This window comes from Trinickia dinghuensis (genome assembly GCF_003367175.1).
Taxonomy (GTDB): Bacteria; Pseudomonadota; Gammaproteobacteria; order Burkholderiales; family Burkholderiaceae; genus Trinickia; species Trinickia dinghuensis.
Map to the genome: position 1 here is coordinate 575,039 of NZ_QRGA01000003.1, position 16,514 is coordinate 591,552.

Below are 16,514 nucleotides of genomic sequence, written 5' to 3' on the forward strand. Positions count from 1 at the left end.
GCGGCTTCCCTTACTGCTTCACCGGCCGCTTCGCGAGTTTTCGTTGCAGCGTCCGCCGATGCATATTCAACGCCCGCGCGGTCGCCGAGATATTGCCGCCGTTCTCGGCCAGCGCACGTTGAATATGCTCCCACTCGAGCCGCGCCACCGACAGCAGCGTCGGATGTTCGATCGCGGCCTCGGCCTGAGCCGCGCTCGCCTCGTTCTGCAGCGCGGCCAGAATCGATTCGACGTTGGCCGGCTTGGCCAGATAGTTGTCGGCGCCGTCCTTCACCGCCTGCACAGCCGTCGCGATACTCGCGTAACCGGTCAGCACGAGCATCCTCGTATCGGGCTGCAGATCGCGCAGCGGCGCGACAAGGTTCAGCCCCGAATCGCTGCCCAGATGCAAATCCACCGTGATGAAATCGAATCGATGCTGATTGGCCAGCGCGATCGCCTCCTCGGCGTTGTGCGCCTGATGGGTGGTGAAGCCGCGGCGCGTGAGCCCGCGCGCCAAGATACCCGCGAAGACTTCGTCGTCGTCGATCACGAGAAATTGATTGCCGCTCATATTTCGTTCTCCTTCGAATTCGATTTTGTGGGCGCGGCGCGCCGCGGCTGTCCGTCGTCCTGCGCGGCCGGCACGCGCAGCACGGCACGCGTGCCGTGCGGCTCGCCATCGAGCAGCTCGATCGATCCGTTCAGCCGCGAGGCAGCGGCAAAGGCAAGATAAAGACCGACGCCGTGCCCGCCTTGCGTGCTGTCGACCGGCGCGGCGCCGAGCTTCGTGCGCAGCGCCGGCGAGATTCCGGGCCCCGAATCGCAGATTTGGAATTCGATGAAGCCGCCGGCCACGGCAGCGGCGAGCGTCACGCGATCGCGGCTCACGCGCGCCGCGTTGTCGAGCAAGATCGTCAGGATCTGGCCGACGGCCGCTGTTTCGTCCAGCCAAATATCGTCGGCCGCCGCGACACCGAGCCGCACGAACTTGACATGCGGATGGCGCAGGCGCCACTGCTCGCAAAAACTCGCGAGCCAGCTATCGAGCCGCTCGCGGGCCGGCGTGACCGATGCGCGGCTGCGCAACCGGGCCAGCGCCGACGTGCACAGCGTCATCTGCTGTTCGAGCAGCGCGAAATCGTCGGCGTACGGCGCCAGTGCCGCATCGCTTCTGGCCGACTCGCGCAGCTCTTCGGTCACCATCGCGATCGTCGACAGCGGGGTGCCCATCTCGTGCGCGACGGTGGCGGCCTGCACCCCGAGCGCCACGGCCCGCTCGTCGCGCAAAAGCCGCTGCTGCGCATCGCCGAGCGCAGCGTCGCGCTGACGCAGCGCGTTGGACATGCGCGCGACGAACCACGCGATGAGCCCCACGCTCACCATGAAGTTCACCCACATCCCAGTCCGGTAATAGTCGAACACGTTCGCGGGATTGTCCATGTTCAGCGGGACCGAATCGAAGCCGAGCGCGACATAGCAGGACATCGCGAACAGCGCCAGCCAAATCATGTGCCGCCACGGCAGCACGGCCGCCGCGATCGCGAGCGAAGGCAGATACAGCGAAACGAAAGGATTCGTCGTCCCGCCCGATAGGAACAGCAGTGCCGAGAGCGCACCAAGGTCGACCCATAGCTGGCCCAGCAGCTCGAGATCCGTCTCGGGCCGCGCACTCGCGACGCGCAGCCACGTCGCCGCGTTGAAGATCGCCTCGAGCGCGATGATGATCAGCATCGCCGGCAGCGGCAAATGCACGCCGAAGAACGTTTGAACGACGGCGATCGTGACGAGCTGCCCGATGATCGCGAGGCAGCGCAGCCAGAACAGGTGCCCGAGATTCATACGGCCGGTATTCGTAATACGGTGCATCGAAGTTTAGTCAGTGGAGTTTTCGCGTGTGTCGTTCGAACCGGCCGACCCAGCCGAACCGGCGGGATCGGCCGGACCGCCCGCGGCGGCCAACGCCTCGGCATAGCATGCCTGACACAGGCAGCGCGCGGCCGATGCGGCCGATGCCGACGATGCGCCGGCACGCTTTGACGCCGCCGGCAGCGCCGGCATCCGCGCGCACCAGCAATCGAACGGCCGCGTCTTGCCGCCGCAGTCGAAAACGTGCCCGCAGCGCGAACAGCGCGCGCTCGAATCGGACCGCGGCGAGGCGTTTTGGGCATCCATGGACGGCACCGTCACAGCGAAATCAAGCAAATATTGTTGTAAAAACAACACGATGTAGCCATGATGCCAGCGTTCTCGGCATGCCGCATGCATCTGTGTCAAAGAAACGGCGCGTCATACCCGCACTGCGACCAAAAACCGCGGCTGCGCGGCGCAGTCCTGTACAATTCCGCCTGTTTTCGCCCCCCGTTTGAACCGTTGCCTGCCGAGCTTGCCGCCATGTCCGAGCCCATCGACCTCTCCCAGATCGCGCCCGTGCTGAAAGCCGAAATACTGGCCGAGGCCTTGCCCTATATCCGCCAATACCACGGCAAAACCGTCGTCATCAAATACGGCGGCAATGCGATGACCGAAGAGCGCCTGAAGCAAGGCTTCGCGCGCGACGTGATTCTGCTCAAGCTGGTCGGCATCAATCCCGTCATCGTGCACGGCGGCGGCCCGCAGATCGATCAGGCGCTCAAGAAGATCGGCAAGCAAGGCACGTTCATTCAAGGCATGCGCGTGACGGACGAAGAGACGATGGAAGTCGTCGAGTGGGTGCTGGGCGGCGAAGTGCAGCAAGACATCGTCACGCTGATCAACCACTTCGGCGGCCATGCCGTCGGCCTGACCGGCAAGGACGGCGGCCTCATCCACGCCCGCAAGCTGATGATGCCCGACCGCGACAACCCGGGGCAGTACATTGACATCGGCCAAGTCGGCGAGGTCGAATCGATCAATCCGGCGGTGGTGCGCGCGCTGCAAGACGATGCATTCATTCCTGTCATCTCGCCGATCGGCTTCGGCGAGGACGGCCTGTCGTACAACATCAACGCCGATCTCGTGGCAGGCAAGCTGGCCGTCGTCTTGAACGCGGAAAAGCTCGTCATGATGACGAACATCCCCGGCGTCATGGATAAGGCCGGCACGCTGCTGACCGATCTGTCGGCGCGCGAAATCGACGCCCTCTTCGAAGACGGCACGATTTCCGGCGGCATGCTGCCGAAAATCGCGTCGGCGCTCGACGCCGCCAAGAGCGGCGTGCGCTCGGTCCACATCATCGACGGCCGCATCGAGCACTCGGTGCTGCTCGAGATTCTGACCGAGCAGCCGTTCGGCACGATGATCCGCTCGCACTGAGCGCTCGCGCGCATTCGGGCCCGGGCGGCCATGCCGCCGGCCCGAGCGTCGCTTCCCGGTACTCGCCCATGCTTTCGTCGCCGATTTCCCGCAGGCGCCCCCGGGTGCGCCCGCGCACGGGCGGCCCGGTCTGGCTGTTCGATCTCGACAACACGCTGCACCACGCCTCGCACGCCATTTTTCCGGCGATCAACGAGGCCATGACGCGCTATATCGTCGACTCGCTCGGCGTCGAAACGGCCGAGGCCGACCGGCTGCGGGTGCGCTATACCCGGCGTTACGGCGCGACCCTGCTCGGGCTCGCGCGCCATCATCCGATCGATCCGCACGATTTCCTGCGCGTCGTCCACACGTTCCACGATCTGCCGGCGATGGTCCGCTCGGAGCGCGGCCTGGCCCGGCTCGTCGCCGCCCTGCCCGGCCGCAAGCTCATTCTGACGAACGCGCCGGAAAAGTACGCGCGCGACGTGCTGCGCGAACTCGGGATCGAGCGGCTGTTCGAGCGCGTGATCGCGATCGAAGATATGCGCAGGCACGGATCGTGGCACGCCAAGCCGGACCTGCCCATGCTGCGTCGGGTGCTGCGCGAGGCGCGCGTGCCGACGGAGGACGCGATCCTCGTCGAGGACACGCGCTCGCATCTGAAGCACTACAAAAAGCTCGGCATCGGCACCGTCTGGATCGTCGGACACCTGCCCGCGCCGGCACGCATCGAAGGAAAAATCGCACGTTTGCCGGGCAGTGGGCGCCCGCACTATGTCGATCGTCGCATTCGTTCGCTAAAATCGCTTCGACCGGGTCACGAAGCGGGGCACAGATGGAGCCGATTCGAGAGCAGGACCAAGCGTTAGACGCCGACACGCAGGCCACGAACCCCGCGCGTGCACCGCGCATGAAGCCGGGCGAGCGGCGCGTCCATATTCTGCACACGCTCGCGGCGATGCTCGAAGCACCGAGGAACGAGAAAATCACGACGGCCGCGCTCGCCGCCCGGCTCGGCGTGTCGGAAGCCGCGCTTTACCGCCAATTCGCGAGCAAGGCGCAAATGTTCGAGGCGCTCATCGAGTTTATCGAGGCGACCTTCTTCGGGCTCATCAACCAGATTGCGGAAAAGGAGCCGAACGGCGTGCTGCAGGCGCGCGCGATCGGCATGATGCTGCTCAACTTCGCGGCCAAAAACCCCGGTATGACCCGCGTACTGACGGGCGAAGCGCTCGTGGGCGAACACGCTCGGCTAGCCGAGCGCGTCGCGCAGATGCTCGAGCGCGTCGAGACATCCGTCAAGCAGAGCCTGCGCATCGCGCTGATGGACGCCAATCAGGCAAGGCATGCCAACGCGAGCGCAAACCCAACCGAGAACGTGAACACCGACGCGAACAATCGCGAGCAAGAGCGGGCTCACGCCGCCGCCCCGCTGCCCACCGACTATGACCCCGCCGTGCGCGCCAATTTGCTCGTGAGCTACGTCATGGGCCGCTGGCACCGGTACGCAAAGAGCGGCTTCACGCGCGCGCCGGCCGAACATGCCGACGCCCAGCTGCGGCTGATTCTCCAATAGCGCGATCGTGGATGGCGCGTTATCTGGATTTCCGCTATCCTTTCCCGGCTATTGCCATCAGCGTGACCCATCCCCGGCCTTTGGCCCGGGTCGCGAAAGGCGGCGCGCCGATTTGTCGACTCGATTGCGGGCGCGCGAACCCGAGCTTGGGCTCCGGTTCACTATAAATGCGGCTAAAGAGGTCGTCTGCCGCGCACCGCCATTGTCTCGCGCATCGCCGACACCGTTTAGCCGCCCTGTCAGAAGGCGGAATACATGGAATCGATCGGCATCGTCGCTGCACAACGCATGCACTTTCCCGAACCGTTCGCGCTCAGAAGCGGCGCGTCGCTCGCGGGCTACGACCTCATGGTCGAAACGTACGGCACGCTCAACGCAGAGCGCTCGAACGCCGTGCTCGTCTGCCACGCCCTGAATGCGTCGCACCACGTCGCCGGCGTCTATGCGGGCGAGCCGAAGAACGTCGGCTGGTGGGACAACATGGTCGGGCCGGGCAAGCCGCTCGATACGAACCGCTTTTTCGTCATCGGCGTGAACAATCTGGGCTCGTGCTTCGGCTCGACGGGCCCGATGAGCATCGATCCGGCCACCGGCAAGCCCTATGGGGCGCGCTTTCCTGTCGTGACTGTCGAGGATTGGGTCAATACGCAGGCGCGCATGGCCGACGCCTTCGGCATCGAACGCTTCGCCGCAGTGATGGGCGGCAGCCTCGGCGGCATGCAGGCGCTCGCCTGGAGCCTCATGTATCCGGACCGGATCGGGCACTGCATCGTCATCGCGTCGACGCCTAAGCTTTCGGCGCAGAACATCGCGTTCAACGAAGTCGCGCGCTCGGCCATTCTTTCCGATCCCGATTTCCACGGCGGCGACTATTACGCGCACGACGTCAAACCGAGACGCGGCCTACGCGTCGCCCGCATGATCGGCCACATCACGTACCTGTCGGACGACGACATGGCCACCAAGTTCGGGCGCGCGCTGCGCCGGGCCGCGGATACCGTCGGCGACGACTACCGTTTCAGCTTCGACGTCGAGTTCGAGGTCGAATCGTATCTGCGCTACCAAGGCGACAAATTCGCGGACTATTTCGATGCGAACACGTACCTCCTGATTACGCGGGCGCTCGACTACTTCGATCCCGCCAAGGACTTCGACGGCGATCTCACGGCCGCGCTCGCGCATACGCGCGCGCAGTATCTCGTGGCGAGCTTCTCGACCGACTGGCGTTTCGCGCCCACGCGCTCGCGCGAGCTGGTCAAGGCGCTGCTCGAACACAAGCGGCGCGTCACCTACGCCGAAATCGACGCGCCGCACGGGCACGACGCCTTCCTGCTCGACGACGCGCGTTATCACAACGTGGTGCGCGCCTATTACGAACGCATTGCCGAGGAGGTCCGCGCATGAATCAAGCCGCCATCGATTCGCTCGCCACGCGCTCCGATTTCCGGGCGATCGCCCGCTGGGTCGAGCCCAATGCAACGGTCCTCGATTTGGGCTGCGGCGACGGCAGCCTGCTCGCGCTGCTCGCCGAGGAGCTCGGCGTCACCGGCTACGGCATCGAGATCAACGACGCGGGCGTGCTCGCCTGCGTGAGGCAAGGCGTGAACGTCATGCAACAGAACCTCGAGGACGGCCTGCGCCTGTTCGAGGACGCCAGCTTCGATTTCGCGATCCTTTCGCAAACGCTGCAGACGATTCACCAAACCGCCGCGATCCTGCGCGAAACGGTGCGCGTGGGCAAGGAGTGCATCGTCTCGTTCCCGAACTTCGGCTACTGGCCGCACCGGCTGTCGGTGCTGCAAGGGCGCATGCCGGTGTCGAAATCGCTGCCTTACCAGTGGCACAACACGCCGAACGTGCGCGTGCTGACGATCAAGGACTTCGAAGCCCTGGCCCCCGAAGTCGGCATCGAGATTCTCGACCGCGTGGTGCTGCATGGCGGGCGCGCGGTCCGTTGGGGCGAGAACTGGCGTGGTAGTCTTGCGGTCTACCGCGTCAGGCGCGGCTCGAACGGGGCCGCTGCCGCCTGAGCGCGCTGCATCGAAGAGGTTGACCATCAAACGAGACATCCCGCCCCCGCATCACGAACATGCCGGGCTGAGCGCTCATGAGGCGCACCCCGGTTGGCGCGCGTTCCTCAACCGGCACATGCTCATTTGCGTCTTTCTGGGCTTCACGTCGGGGTTGCCGCTATTTACGCTCGTCTATCTCGTGCAGACCTGGCTGCGCTCCGAGGGCGTCAATCTGAAGGAAATCGGCCTCTTCGCGCTTATCCAGTTCCCTTATACGTGGAAGTTCGTCTGGGCCCCGCTGATGGACCGCTACGTGCCGAGGCTGCCGTTTTGGCGCCCGGGGCGGCGCCGCGGCTGGATGCTCGCCACCCAACTGCTCGTTGCCGGCGCGATCGCCTCGCTCGGCTTCGTCTCGCCGCGCGAGGCGATTTGGACCGTCGCCGCCCTCACCACGCTCGTTGCGTTTTTCGGCGCCAGCCAGGACATCGTCATCGACGCCTACCGGCGTGAGCTGCTCACCGATACCGAGCAGGGACTCGGCAACGCCGTGCACGTGAACGCCTACAAGGCCGCCTCGCTGGTTCCGGGCTCGCTCTCGCTCATCCTGGCCGATCATCTGCCCTGGACGGCGGTGTTCATCGCTACCGCCGCCTTCATGCTGCCCGGGATGGTGCTCACTTTGGTCGTCGGCGAACCGCAAGTCCACGGCGCACCGCCAAAGAATCTGCGCGAGGCCATCGTCTTGCCGCTGTCGGAATTCGTCGCACGCGACGGGCTGGCCAGCGCACTGCTCGTGCTCGCGTTCATCTTCCTGTACAAGCTCGGCGACACGATGGCAACGACGCTGTCGTCGTCGTTCTTTCTCGACATCGGCTTCCAAAAGACGCAGATCGCCGTGGCGGCGAAGGCAACCGCGTTTTGGGCCAGTATCGCGGGCGGCATCATCGGCGGCGCCTGGCTCGTGAAGATCGGAATCGCGCGCGGGCTCTGGATTTTCGGCTTCGTGCAGATCGTTTCGACGCTCGGCTTCGCCTGGCTCGCGAAAATCGGCCCTTCGGAAAGCGCGCTCGCGCTGATCTACGGCTTCGAGACCTTCGCCACCGGTCTCACGCTCGCGGCCTTCACGGCCTACATCGCGAGCACGACCGATCCGCGCTACACGGCCACGCAATTCGCGCTGTTCACGAGTCTGGCCTCGGTGCCGCGCACGCTGGCCGCGGCCGCGAGCGGCTTCGTCGTCGCGAAGATAGGCTGGTTCGACTACTTTTTCGTCTGCGCCGCGCTGGCGGCGCCCGGGATGCTGCTGTTGCCGAGGATCGCACCGTGGAGCGAGCGCGCTTAGCGGCGCCGGCCCGCTTGCGCGGGCCACGCTCGCCGATCTTCGCCCTCGCGGCGGCCGTCGTGTGGATCTGCGGGTTCGCGCCCGGGTTCGCCGCCGCCGAAGCAGCCGGCCTGCCGGCCGTGCCCCGCACCTCGACCTCGTTCACGGCCGAGATTGCACCTCGTGCGCCGATCCGCTTCGGCCAGACGCGTCTGTTCCGCAATCCCTTGCCGCCGCCCGTCGTCGAGGCCCAATCGACCGCCGAATACGATCGGCTCATGAATCGCGCGCGCAGCGACGGCCGCCTGTTGCCGGCCGACGATCCGCGCGTGCAACGGTTGCGCGTGCTGCTCGCCAAGCTCTCGCCGTTCGCAGCGAAATGGAGCGAGCGCGCGAAGAATTGGCATTGGGATGTGAGCGTCGTGCGCTCGCGCGACGCGCGCATGGTCAGCCTGCCGGGCGGCAAGCTCGTCGTCTACAGCGCACTGCTCGACCGCGCCCATCTGAACGACGACGAACTGGCGATGCTGTTCGGCCATGAGATTGCGCACGCACTGCGCGAGCAGGTGCGCGAACAGCTCGGTGAGCAGCGGGTCCCGCTCGGCGCCGTGGCGCTCTCGCGCCTATTCGGCATCGCCGATCTCGGCGAGGCATCGACGCCGATGCCCACCGCCCGCCTCGCCGACCTCAAGTTCGACGCGACCGACGAAACGGAGGCCGACGTCATCGGCGGCGACATCGCCTCGCGCGCGGGCTTCGATCCGCGGGCCGCGGTCACGCTCTGGGACAAGCTGGCCGCCCTAGCCCGCAGCGATAAAAGCGGCGGCTTCATCGCCATGCACCCCTATAGCGCCGCGCGGCGGCGCGATCTCATCAAGCGTCTGCCCGACATGCTCGCGTTGTATGCCAAGGCGCGTGGCATCGCCTTCGACCAATTGCCGGACTACGACGGCATGCCCGCGGTCACGACCCGAGCCAAAGGCCACTGAAACCGATCGGGCAGCACGGCGTGAGCGTCACGCCGCTGGTCGATCGGCACCCGCCCACCGGCCAATCACGATGACTTCCCAGCCTAAATCGCATTGCGTCGATGCATTTTCCCGGGGTGATACCGCTACGTCTCACGCACGCAATTCACTCGGTCTTATTTGAACGAAATACGTCGATTACCGGCAAGTCCTACACCAGAATGCCTCTCACGCCGGCGCCGATCGGCACTGCGCCGATAAAACTCGATGCACGACGGCATCGATTCGAATAAATCCAATACGGCATCAATCTCATCGCGCCATTGCTTCATGGCGTCGATGATTCATTCGCGTCTTCAAGGCGAATTGCGGTCTGTGCTCATCAATCTATGACTGGAGAGGATCACGATGAAGACTCAAATGACGGCCATTCGATGCATTCCCTCACTGCGTTCGCCGCGCCGGCGCGCCGTCGCCGCGCTCGCCGCCGCCACGTTCGGCTGGCTGCTGCCGAATGCGCCTTGCGCCGCCGCCGATCGGCCGCCGACCCGCATCGATCTGCCCGCCGGCACGATCGAAGGCGTCAAGACCTCCTTCAGAGAGATCGAATTGCGTGCGTTCCGAGGCATCCCGTACGCGCAAGCGCCCATCGGCGAGCTTCGCTGGAAGCCGCCGGAGCCGGTCACGGCTTGGGCCGGCGTGCGGGACGCGTCTCAGTTCGGCGCGCGCTGCATGCAATTAGCGCTGTTTCCAATGGAATTCCGCTCGCGCCAAATGAGCGAGGATTGCCTTTTTTTAAACGTCTGGGCCCCAGCGCGCACGGCCGGCGAAAAGCTTCCGGTGCTCGTCTACTTCTATGGCGGCGGCTTCGCGGCGGGAGACGGCTCCGAGCCGCGCTACGACGGCGCGGCCCTCGCCTCGCGCGGGATGGTGACGGTCACGGTCAACTACCGGCTCGGCGTGTTCGGCTTCCTGGCGCTGCCGGAAATGGCGCTCGAATCTCCGCATGGCGCTGCCGGCAATTACGGCCTGCTCGATCAACAGGCCGCGCTGCGGTGGGTACGTGAGAACATCGCCAAATTCGGCGGCGATCCCGAAAAGGTGACGATCGGCGGCAAATCGGCCGGCGCCGTTTCGGTCAGCGCCCATATGGCCTCGCCGTTGTCGCGCGGGCTCTTCGCCCATGCCATCGGACAAAGCGGCGCGGCACTTGGGCCCCTGGAGGTATGGTCGCGCAGCGATGCGACGACCGCGTCGCAGAAGTTCGCGCGGAAGATGAAGGCAACGTCGCTGAGTGCTCTGCGGGCGATGCCGGCTCAGACGCTGCTGGCCGGCATGGGGACCAAGGACAAACCGGCGTTCCTCTTTTGGCCGTCGGTGGACGGCCACTTCCTGAAGCAATCGCTCGAAGCGACCTACGAGGCCGGCTCGCAAGCGCGCGTACCGCTACTCGTCGGCAGCAACTCGCACGAGGCCCCGCACACGATGATCTTGGGCAAGCAGCCGACAACCCCGGAACGGTGGGGCGCCGCGCTCAAGCGTCTGTTCGGTCCCTATGCGAGCGAGGCGCAGGCCTTGTACCCCGGCAGCGACGACGACGAAGTGCGCCGATCGGCCACGTCGTTGGCCAGCGATATCTTCATCAGTCATGCCACGCGCCGCTGGGTCGACGCGCATCGGCAAACCAGCGGCTCACCGGTTTACTACTACTACTTCACACACAAGCGTCCGCCCCAGCGAAACCCCGAACCGAACCCATTACCGGAGGACGGGGCCGTGCATGGCGGCGAGATCCAATTCGCACTCGACAACCTTGGAATGTCGAACCGCTTTATCTGGACGCTGAACGACCGCGTCGTGGCAGCCTTCTTCTCGGGCTATATAGAGCAATTCGTGAAGACCGGCTCGCCTAGCGGCGGCCCCAACAAAGTCGATTGGCCGGCGGCGCGCGAAGAGCAAGGCGGGTTGCTGCGCCAAGAAATCGGTGAAAAAAACCGGACCATCGTCGATCGCGACGGGCCGCGGCACGCGTTCCTGCGGCGGTACTATGCGGAAAACCCTTCGCTGTCCGATCGCGTCCGCCGCTAGCGGCCCCAAGCGCGGCGCCCCGGCAGCCGCGCTCGCGGTCACTTCAAGCTGTGCTTGTAGTCGATCGTCAGCGGCGCATGATCGCTGAACTTGATGTCGCGGAAAATGGACGTGCCTTTCGCCGTCTCGGCGATGCCGGGCGTCGCGATTTGATAGTCGATACGCCACCCGACGTTCTTCGCGTACGCCTGGCCGCGGTTGCTCCACCACGTGTACTGTTCGGCTCGCGTATCGAGACGGCGGAACACGTCGACATAGCCTACCTCGTCGAACAGCTTCGTGAGCCAGGCGCGCTCCTCGGGCAGGCAGCCCGAATTCTTCTGGTTGCTCTTCCAGTTCTTGATGTCGATCTCTTTGTGGACGATGTTCACGTCGCCGCAGACGATCACCTCGCGCTCCTTGCTCAACTCGGCGAGGTGCGGCATGAACTCGTCCATGAAGCGGAACTTGGCCTGCTGCCTGTCTTCGCCGCTCGATCCGGACGGTACGTACACCGAGATGACCGACAGCTTGCCGAAACGTGCCTCGACGTAGCGGCCTTCGGGATCGAACTCTTCGCTGCCGAAGCCGATGACGACATCGTCGGGCTCGTGGCGCGTGTAGAGGCCCGCCCCGCTATAGCCCTTCTTCACGGCATGCTGGAAGTATCCGGTAAAACCGTGCGGCGCGAGAAATTCGGGAGTCATGTCGTCTTGCGAGCATTTGACTTCCTGTACGCAGACGATGTCGGACTTTTGCTCGCCGAACCATTCGAAGAAGCCTTTCTTGGCGGCGGAACGGATGCCGTTCAAATTCGCCGTGATCACTCGCAGCATGTGACGTCCTTGTTGTAATGGTGAGGTTAAGTCGCGACGGAGCCGGCGGTATCGGTGCCGGGCGCTGAGCTTAGGTAACCGTGATGCCCTTCAGCGATTCTTTCGCGGGCGGATATTCGAGCTTCAAGCCTTCGAACACGCGCAGCAGCAACGCGGCCACCATCACGTTTCGATGCGATTTCGAATCGGCCGGAATCACGTACCACGGCGCGCGCTCGGTCGAGGTCGCCGCGAGCGCCTGCGCGTACGCGGATTGATATTTGTCCCAATGCTCGCGTGCTTCGAGATCGGAGCGATCGAACTTCCAGTGCTTCGTCTCGTCGTCGATTCGGGCTTGCAAGCGCTCGCGCTGCTCGTCCTTCGAGATATGCAGGAAACATTTCAGAATCGCGGTACCCGAATCGGCAAGCAGCGATTCGAAGTGGCGAATGTGCGCATATCGGCGCTCGAGTTCGGCGCCATGAAGCTCGCCCATTACGCGCGGCACGAGCACGTCCTCGTAATGGCTCCGATTGAAGATCGTCAGTTCGCCGGCGGCGGGGGTCTGTCGATGCACGCGCCACAGGAAATCGTGGGCGGCCTCGTCCGGCGTGGGTGCGCGAAAGCTGGCGATGCGCAGGCCGAGCGGATCGACCTCGTGGAACACGGCGCGAATCGTGCCGTCCTTGCCGCTCGTGTCCATCCCTTGCAAGATGAGCAGCACGCGCTCGCGACGCTGCGCATGCAGGCGCTCCTGCATCTCGTCGAGCTTGACGGCGTACTCGGCCAGGCGCTCCCGGTCCGCTTGCTTCGAACCGGCCGAAAAGGGCTTGGCGCCCGCGTCGAAATCGGCAAGCGACACGCGCTTGCCGGCTTTATCGCCGTCGAAAAACGGGATTCGGAAGTCATCCAACCGCGCGCTCTTGGCCATGCCCTCTCGTGCCCCCTTCGTTATCTTCGTTGCCTTCGTTGACGAGGCATGCCGGCGCTTGGCGGCGCCGGCATGCCTTGCTGATCATCGAGCGTGACGAACGAGGCTCAGGACAGCTTCTTCTTGAGCAACTCGTTGACCTGCTGCGGATTGGCCTTGCCCTTGGTCGCCTTCATGGCTTGGCCGATCAGCGCGTTGAACGCCTTTTCCTTGCCGGCGCGGAACTCCTCGACCGATTTCTGGTTCGCCGCGAGCACCTCATCGATGATCGCCTCGAGCGCGCCGGTGTCGGAGATTTGCTTCAATCCCTTCGCTTCGATGATCCGGTCGGCCGCGGCTTCGTCGGTCGCCTTTTCATCCCAGATCGCCTGGAAGATTTCCTTCGCGATCTTGTTCGAGATCGTACCGTCGGCGATCCGCTGCAAAACGAGCGCGAGTTGCGCGGCCGAAACGGGGCAGGCATCGATGTCGAGCCCGTCGCGGTTCAGCTGCGACGACACTTCGCCCATCAGCCAGTTCGCGGCCGTCTTCGCCTGCGCCGTGCCCGCCTTCGCGACGACGGCTTCGAAGTAGCCGGCCATCGCCTTGCTCGACGTCAGCACCGCCGCATCGTAAGGCGTGACGCCGTATTGCTCGGCGAAGCGCTGCTGCATCGCGACCGGCAGCTCGGGCATCTCGCCGCGCACACGCTCGATCCAGCCCGCATCGATAACGAGCGGCATCAGATCGGGATCGGGGAAGTAGCGATAGTCGTGCGCGTCTTCCTTGCTGCGCATCGAACGCGTTTCGCGGCGATCGGGATCGTACAGGCGCGTTTCCTGCACCACCGTGCCGCCGTCTTCGATCAGCTCGATCTGGCGGCGCACTTCGTACTGAATCGCTTCTTCGAGGAAGCGGAACGAGTTCAGGTTCTTGATCTCGGCGCGTGTGCCGAATTTCTCCTGGCCGACGGGGCGCACGGAGACGTTCGCATCGCAGCGGAACGAGCCTTCCTGCATGTTGCCGTCGCAAATGCCAAGCCAGACGACGAGCGCATGCAGCGACTTCGCGTAGGCCACGGCCTCGGCGGCGCTGCGCATTTCGGGCTCGGTGACGATTTCGAGCAGCGGCGTGCCGGCGCGGTTCAGGTCGATCCCCGTCATGCCCGCGAAGTCTTCGTGCAGCGACTTGCCCGCGTCTTCCTCGAGGTGCGCGCGCGTCAGATTGATCGTCTTTTCATAGGCCGCGGTGCCGGCCTTTTCATTGGCGGGCACGGCAATCGTGATCGTGCCGCCCTGCACGACCGGGATCTCGTATTGGCTGATCTGATAGCCCTTCGGCAGATCCGGATAGAAGTAATTCTTGCGCGCGAAGATGCTGCGCGGCGCGACCGTCGCGCCGATGGCGAGACCGAAGCGAATCGCACGCTCGACCGCGCCGCGGTTCATCACGGGCAGCACGCCCGGCAACGCCAGATCGACCACGCACGCTTGCGTGTTGGCCTCGGCGCCGAAGCGCGTCGAAGCACCCGAGAAAATCTTCGAGACGGTCGACAGCTGCGCGTGCGTCTCCAAACCGATGACGACTTCCCACTCCATGTTCATGCCTCCCGCGAAGCCGCTTGCGGCGCTTGCGTGTGCCAGTCCGTTGCGCGCTGGAACGCATCGGCGATCTGCAGCATACGGGCTTCGTCGAAATAGTTGCCGATGATCTGCAGGCCGACGGGGCGGCCCGCGTTTGCGCCGGTGCCGAAGCCGCACGGCACGCTCATGCCGGGCAGGCCGGCCAGGCTGACCGAAAGCGTGTAGATGTCGGCCAGATACATCTGCACGGGATCGTCGCCCTTGGCGCCGATGTCCCACGCGACCGAGGGCGCCACCGGACCCATGATGAAATCGCAAGCCTTGAAGGCTTCCTGAAAGTCTTGCGCGATGATGCGGCGGATCTTCTGCGCTTGCAGATAGTACGCGTCGTAGTAGCCGTGCGAGAGCACGTAGGTGCCGACCAGAATCCGGCGCTTCACTTCGGGGCCGAACCCTTGAGCGCGCGACTTCTTGTACATGTCGAGCAGATCGCGGTACTCGCTCGCCCGATGGCCGTAGCGCACGCCGTCGAAGCGCGACAGGTTCGACGATGCTTCAGCCGGCGCGATCACGTAGTAGACGGGAATCGACAGCTCCGTTTTCGGCAACGAGACGGGCACGAGCGTCGCGCCGAGCGCCTCGTATTGTTTCAGGGCCGCATCGACGGCCGCGCGGACGTCCTGCGCGAGGCCATCGCCGAAGTACTCCTTGGGCAGGCCGATGCGCAGGCCGGCGAGCGGTTTGCCCGCGGGCGCGTCGGCACGGAACGCTTGGCCGAGATGACGCGCGTAGTCTTCGTCGGCGCGCTGCAAGCTCGTCGAGTCCCGCTCGTCGAACCCTGCCATCGCGTTCAGCAGCAGCGCGCAATCGGCGGCGCTCTTGGCCATCGGACCGCCTTGATCGAGCGACGAGGCGAACGCGATCATCCCGTAGCGCGAGACGCGCCCATAGGTAGGCTTGATGCCCGTCACGCCCGAGAACGACGCGGGCTGGCGAATCGAGCCGCCCGTGTCGGTCGCCGTCGCGGCCGGCGCGAGACGCGCGGCCACGGCCGCGGCCGAGCCGCCCGAGGAGCCGCCCGGCACGGCGCGCGTATCCCACGGATTGCGCACGGCGCCGAACGCCGAATTCTCGTTGGACGAACCCATCGCGAATTCGTCCATGTTCGTCTTGCCGAGCGTCACCATGCCGGCGCGCGAAAGGCGCTCGACCACGGTGGCGTCGAACGGACTTTCGTAGCCCGCGAGCATTTTAGAGGCGGCCGTCGAATGCCAGCCGCGCGTGACGAACACATCCTTGTGCGCCACGGGAATGCCCGTGAGCGGGCCGCCTTCGCCGCGCGCGAGCCGCGCATCGGCCGCGCGCGCTTGGTCGAGCGTACGCTCGCCGTCGACTTCGATGAAGGCATTGAACGCGCGCGCGTCGTCGATCCGCTTCAGATACATCTGGGCGAGTTCGACGGCGGATGTCGCCCGGCTTGCGAGCGAAATTGCGAGATCGCTCAAACTTTTTTCGTACATGTCGGTCTCTTTCCGTAGGTCCTGAAGCGGGCGGTTACTCGATCACCTTCGGGACCAGAAACAGCCCCTCTTGCACCGCGGGCGCGCTCTTTTGATTGGCCTCGCGCTCGACCGTTTCGGTCACGGCGTCCGTGCGCAAGCGCAGCGCGACGTCCTCGATCTGCTCGATCGGATGCGCGAGCGGCGCGATGCCGGAGGTATCCACGGCCTGCATCTGCTCGACAAGCCCGAAAAGCTCGTTGAGCTGGGCGAGGGTGTGCTCGCAGTCCGCGTCGGCCAATTCGAGCCGCGCGAGATGGGCGATGCGTTTCACATCGGTCAGGGTCAAAGCCATGCGTTTCACCGGAAGCAAGGACTTAAGCGCAACGTGGCAAAAAACGATGTTGCGCCAGGGAGTTAGGGTGTCGGATCGTACCCTCTGCGGGAGGGCCGGCAACGGCAAAAAGGACCGTCCGTTTACTACAAATAGGTCGAAATTATAAGGTAT

General features: G+C 64.8%; 16 protein-coding genes. 8 read left to right on the forward strand and 8 right to left on the reverse strand.

The window, feature by feature from the left end:
• Window positions 1-10 precede the first annotated feature (10 nt).
• The 3 genes from DWV00_RS06815 to DWV00_RS06825 are packed head-to-tail and all read right to left on the reverse strand — an operon-like array spanning window position 11 to window position 2,154.
• On the reverse strand, window positions 11-553 hold the full coding sequence (locus DWV00_RS06815; protein WP_115532753.1) for a response regulator transcription factor: 543 nt from the start codon (window positions 551-553) through the stop codon (window positions 11-13).
• Window positions 550-1,848: an ATP-binding protein gene (locus DWV00_RS06820; RefSeq protein WP_115532754.1), complete on the reverse strand. Its 1,299-nt coding sequence runs from the start codon at window positions 1,846-1,848 to the stop codon at window positions 550-552. The genes DWV00_RS06815 and DWV00_RS06820 overlap by 4 nt, the downstream gene beginning before the upstream one ends.
• Window positions 1,849-1,854: 6 nt before the next feature.
• A complete protein-coding gene (locus tag DWV00_RS06825) occupies window positions 1,855-2,154 on the reverse strand; it encodes a cysteine-rich CWC family protein (RefSeq protein WP_115532871.1) in 300 nt (99 codons plus the stop codon).
• 219 nt (window positions 2,155-2,373) lie between these two features.
• Here DWV00_RS06825 and argB point away from each other — a divergent pair, with 219 nt between their 5' ends.
• The 8 genes from argB (at window position 2,374) to DWV00_RS06870 (ending at window position 11,220) form a co-directional block, all read left to right on the forward strand.
• Complete coding sequence (gene argB, locus DWV00_RS06830; protein ID WP_115532755.1) at window positions 2,374-3,273, forward strand: acetylglutamate kinase; 900 nt, start codon at window positions 2,374-2,376, stop codon at window positions 3,271-3,273.
• Window positions 3,274-3,341: 68 nt separating this feature from the next.
• Window positions 3,342-4,124: a pyrimidine 5'-nucleotidase gene (locus DWV00_RS06835; RefSeq protein ID WP_115532756.1), complete on the forward strand. Its 783-nt coding sequence runs from the start codon at window positions 3,342-3,344 to the stop codon at window positions 4,122-4,124.
• Window positions 4,091-4,831: a nucleoid occlusion factor SlmA gene (slmA, locus tag DWV00_RS06840; RefSeq protein ID WP_115532757.1), complete on the forward strand. Its 741-nt coding sequence runs from the start codon at window positions 4,091-4,093 to the stop codon at window positions 4,829-4,831. The genes DWV00_RS06835 and slmA overlap by 34 nt, the downstream gene beginning before the upstream one ends.
• 255 nt (window positions 4,832-5,086) lie before the next feature.
• On the forward strand, window positions 5,087-6,235 hold the full coding sequence (metX, locus tag DWV00_RS06850; protein ID WP_115532758.1) for a homoserine O-succinyltransferase MetX: 1,149 nt from the start codon (window positions 5,087-5,089) through the stop codon (window positions 6,233-6,235).
• Window positions 6,232-6,861 (forward strand): methionine biosynthesis protein MetW, encoded by a 630-nt coding sequence (gene metW, locus DWV00_RS06855; protein ID WP_115532759.1) that lies wholly within the window; start codon window positions 6,232-6,234, stop codon window positions 6,859-6,861. Before metX ends, metW begins: the two co-directional genes overlap by 4 nt.
• A 37-nt stretch (window positions 6,862-6,898) precedes the next feature.
• Window positions 6,899-8,185, forward strand: coding sequence for an AmpG family muropeptide MFS transporter (locus DWV00_RS06860; protein WP_281272619.1), 1,287 nt, complete (start codon window positions 6,899-6,901; stop codon window positions 8,183-8,185).
• Complete coding sequence (locus DWV00_RS06865; RefSeq protein ID WP_245964744.1) at window positions 8,167-9,153, forward strand: M48 family metallopeptidase; 987 nt, start codon at window positions 8,167-8,169, stop codon at window positions 9,151-9,153. Before DWV00_RS06860 ends, DWV00_RS06865 begins: the two co-directional genes overlap by 19 nt.
• Before the next feature lie 387 nt (window positions 9,154-9,540).
• On the forward strand, window positions 9,541-11,220 hold the full coding sequence (locus tag DWV00_RS06870) for a carboxylesterase/lipase family protein (RefSeq protein WP_115532760.1): 1,680 nt from the start codon (window positions 9,541-9,543) through the stop codon (window positions 11,218-11,220).
• A 38-nt stretch (window positions 11,221-11,258) separates the two neighbouring features.
• On the opposite strand, the gene DWV00_RS06875 is transcribed toward DWV00_RS06870, so the two are convergent.
• The 5 genes from DWV00_RS06875 to gatC form a co-directional block, all read right to left on the reverse strand.
• Entirely contained in the window at window positions 11,259-12,035 is a 777-nt protein-coding gene (locus DWV00_RS06875; protein ID WP_115532761.1) for an exodeoxyribonuclease III, read from the reverse strand.
• A gap of 70 nt (window positions 12,036-12,105) precedes the next feature.
• The gene (locus DWV00_RS06880; protein WP_115532762.1) at window positions 12,106-12,945 is read right to left on the reverse strand and encodes a PPK2 family polyphosphate kinase; all 840 of its coding nucleotides are present in this window, start codon (window positions 12,943-12,945) and stop codon (window positions 12,106-12,108) included.
• Between the two features lie 107 nt (window positions 12,946-13,052).
• Window positions 13,053-14,528 (reverse strand): Asp-tRNA(Asn)/Glu-tRNA(Gln) amidotransferase subunit GatB, encoded by a 1,476-nt coding sequence (gene gatB / locus DWV00_RS06885; protein ID WP_115532763.1) that lies wholly within the window; start codon window positions 14,526-14,528, stop codon window positions 13,053-13,055.
• Entirely contained in the window at window positions 14,525-16,027 is a 1,503-nt protein-coding gene (gene gatA, locus DWV00_RS06890; RefSeq protein WP_115532764.1) for an Asp-tRNA(Asn)/Glu-tRNA(Gln) amidotransferase subunit GatA, read from the reverse strand. Before gatA ends, gatB begins: the two co-directional genes overlap by 4 nt.
• A gap of 34 nt (window positions 16,028-16,061) precedes the next feature.
• Window positions 16,062-16,361 (reverse strand): Asp-tRNA(Asn)/Glu-tRNA(Gln) amidotransferase subunit GatC, encoded by a 300-nt coding sequence (gene gatC, locus DWV00_RS06895; RefSeq protein WP_115532765.1) that lies wholly within the window; start codon window positions 16,359-16,361, stop codon window positions 16,062-16,064.
• Between the last annotated feature and the right edge of the window lie 153 nt (window positions 16,362-16,514).

Coding starts and splice junctions, on each gene's coding strand:
- metW (WP_115532759.1), top strand. CDS start 6,232: ATGAATCAAGCCGCCATCGATTCGCTCGCCACGCGCTCCGATTTCCGG.
- DWV00_RS06880 (WP_115532762.1), bottom strand. CDS start 12,945: ATGGCCAAGAGCGCGCGGTTGGATGACTTCCGAATCCCGTTTTTCGAC.
- gatA (WP_115532764.1), bottom strand. CDS start 16,027: ATGTACGAAAAAAGTTTGAGCGATCTCGCAATTTCGCTCGCAAGCCGG.
- DWV00_RS06825 (WP_115532871.1), bottom strand. CDS start 2,154: ATGGATGCCCAAAACGCCTCGCCGCGGTCCGATTCGAGCGCGCGCTGT.
- DWV00_RS06870 (WP_115532760.1), top strand. CDS start 9,541: ATGAAGACTCAAATGACGGCCATTCGATGCATTCCCTCACTGCGTTCG.
- metX (WP_115532758.1), top strand. CDS start 5,087: ATGGAATCGATCGGCATCGTCGCTGCACAACGCATGCACTTTCCCGAA.
- DWV00_RS06835 (WP_115532756.1), top strand. CDS start 3,342: ATGCTTTCGTCGCCGATTTCCCGCAGGCGCCCCCGGGTGCGCCCGCGC.
- DWV00_RS06815 (WP_115532753.1), bottom strand. CDS start 553: ATGAGCGGCAATCAATTTCTCGTGATCGACGACGACGAAGTCTTCGCG.
- gatB (WP_115532763.1), bottom strand. CDS start 14,528: ATGAACATGGAGTGGGAAGTCGTCATCGGTTTGGAGACGCACGCGCAG.
- DWV00_RS06820 (WP_115532754.1), bottom strand. CDS start 1,848: ATGCACCGTATTACGAATACCGGCCGTATGAATCTCGGGCACCTGTTC.
- DWV00_RS06875 (WP_115532761.1), bottom strand. CDS start 12,035: ATGCTGCGAGTGATCACGGCGAATTTGAACGGCATCCGTTCCGCCGCC.
- argB (WP_115532755.1), top strand. CDS start 2,374: ATGTCCGAGCCCATCGACCTCTCCCAGATCGCGCCCGTGCTGAAAGCC.
- gatC (WP_115532765.1), bottom strand. CDS start 16,361: ATGGCTTTGACCCTGACCGATGTGAAACGCATCGCCCATCTCGCGCGG.
- slmA (WP_115532757.1), top strand. CDS start 4,091: ATGGAGCCGATTCGAGAGCAGGACCAAGCGTTAGACGCCGACACGCAG.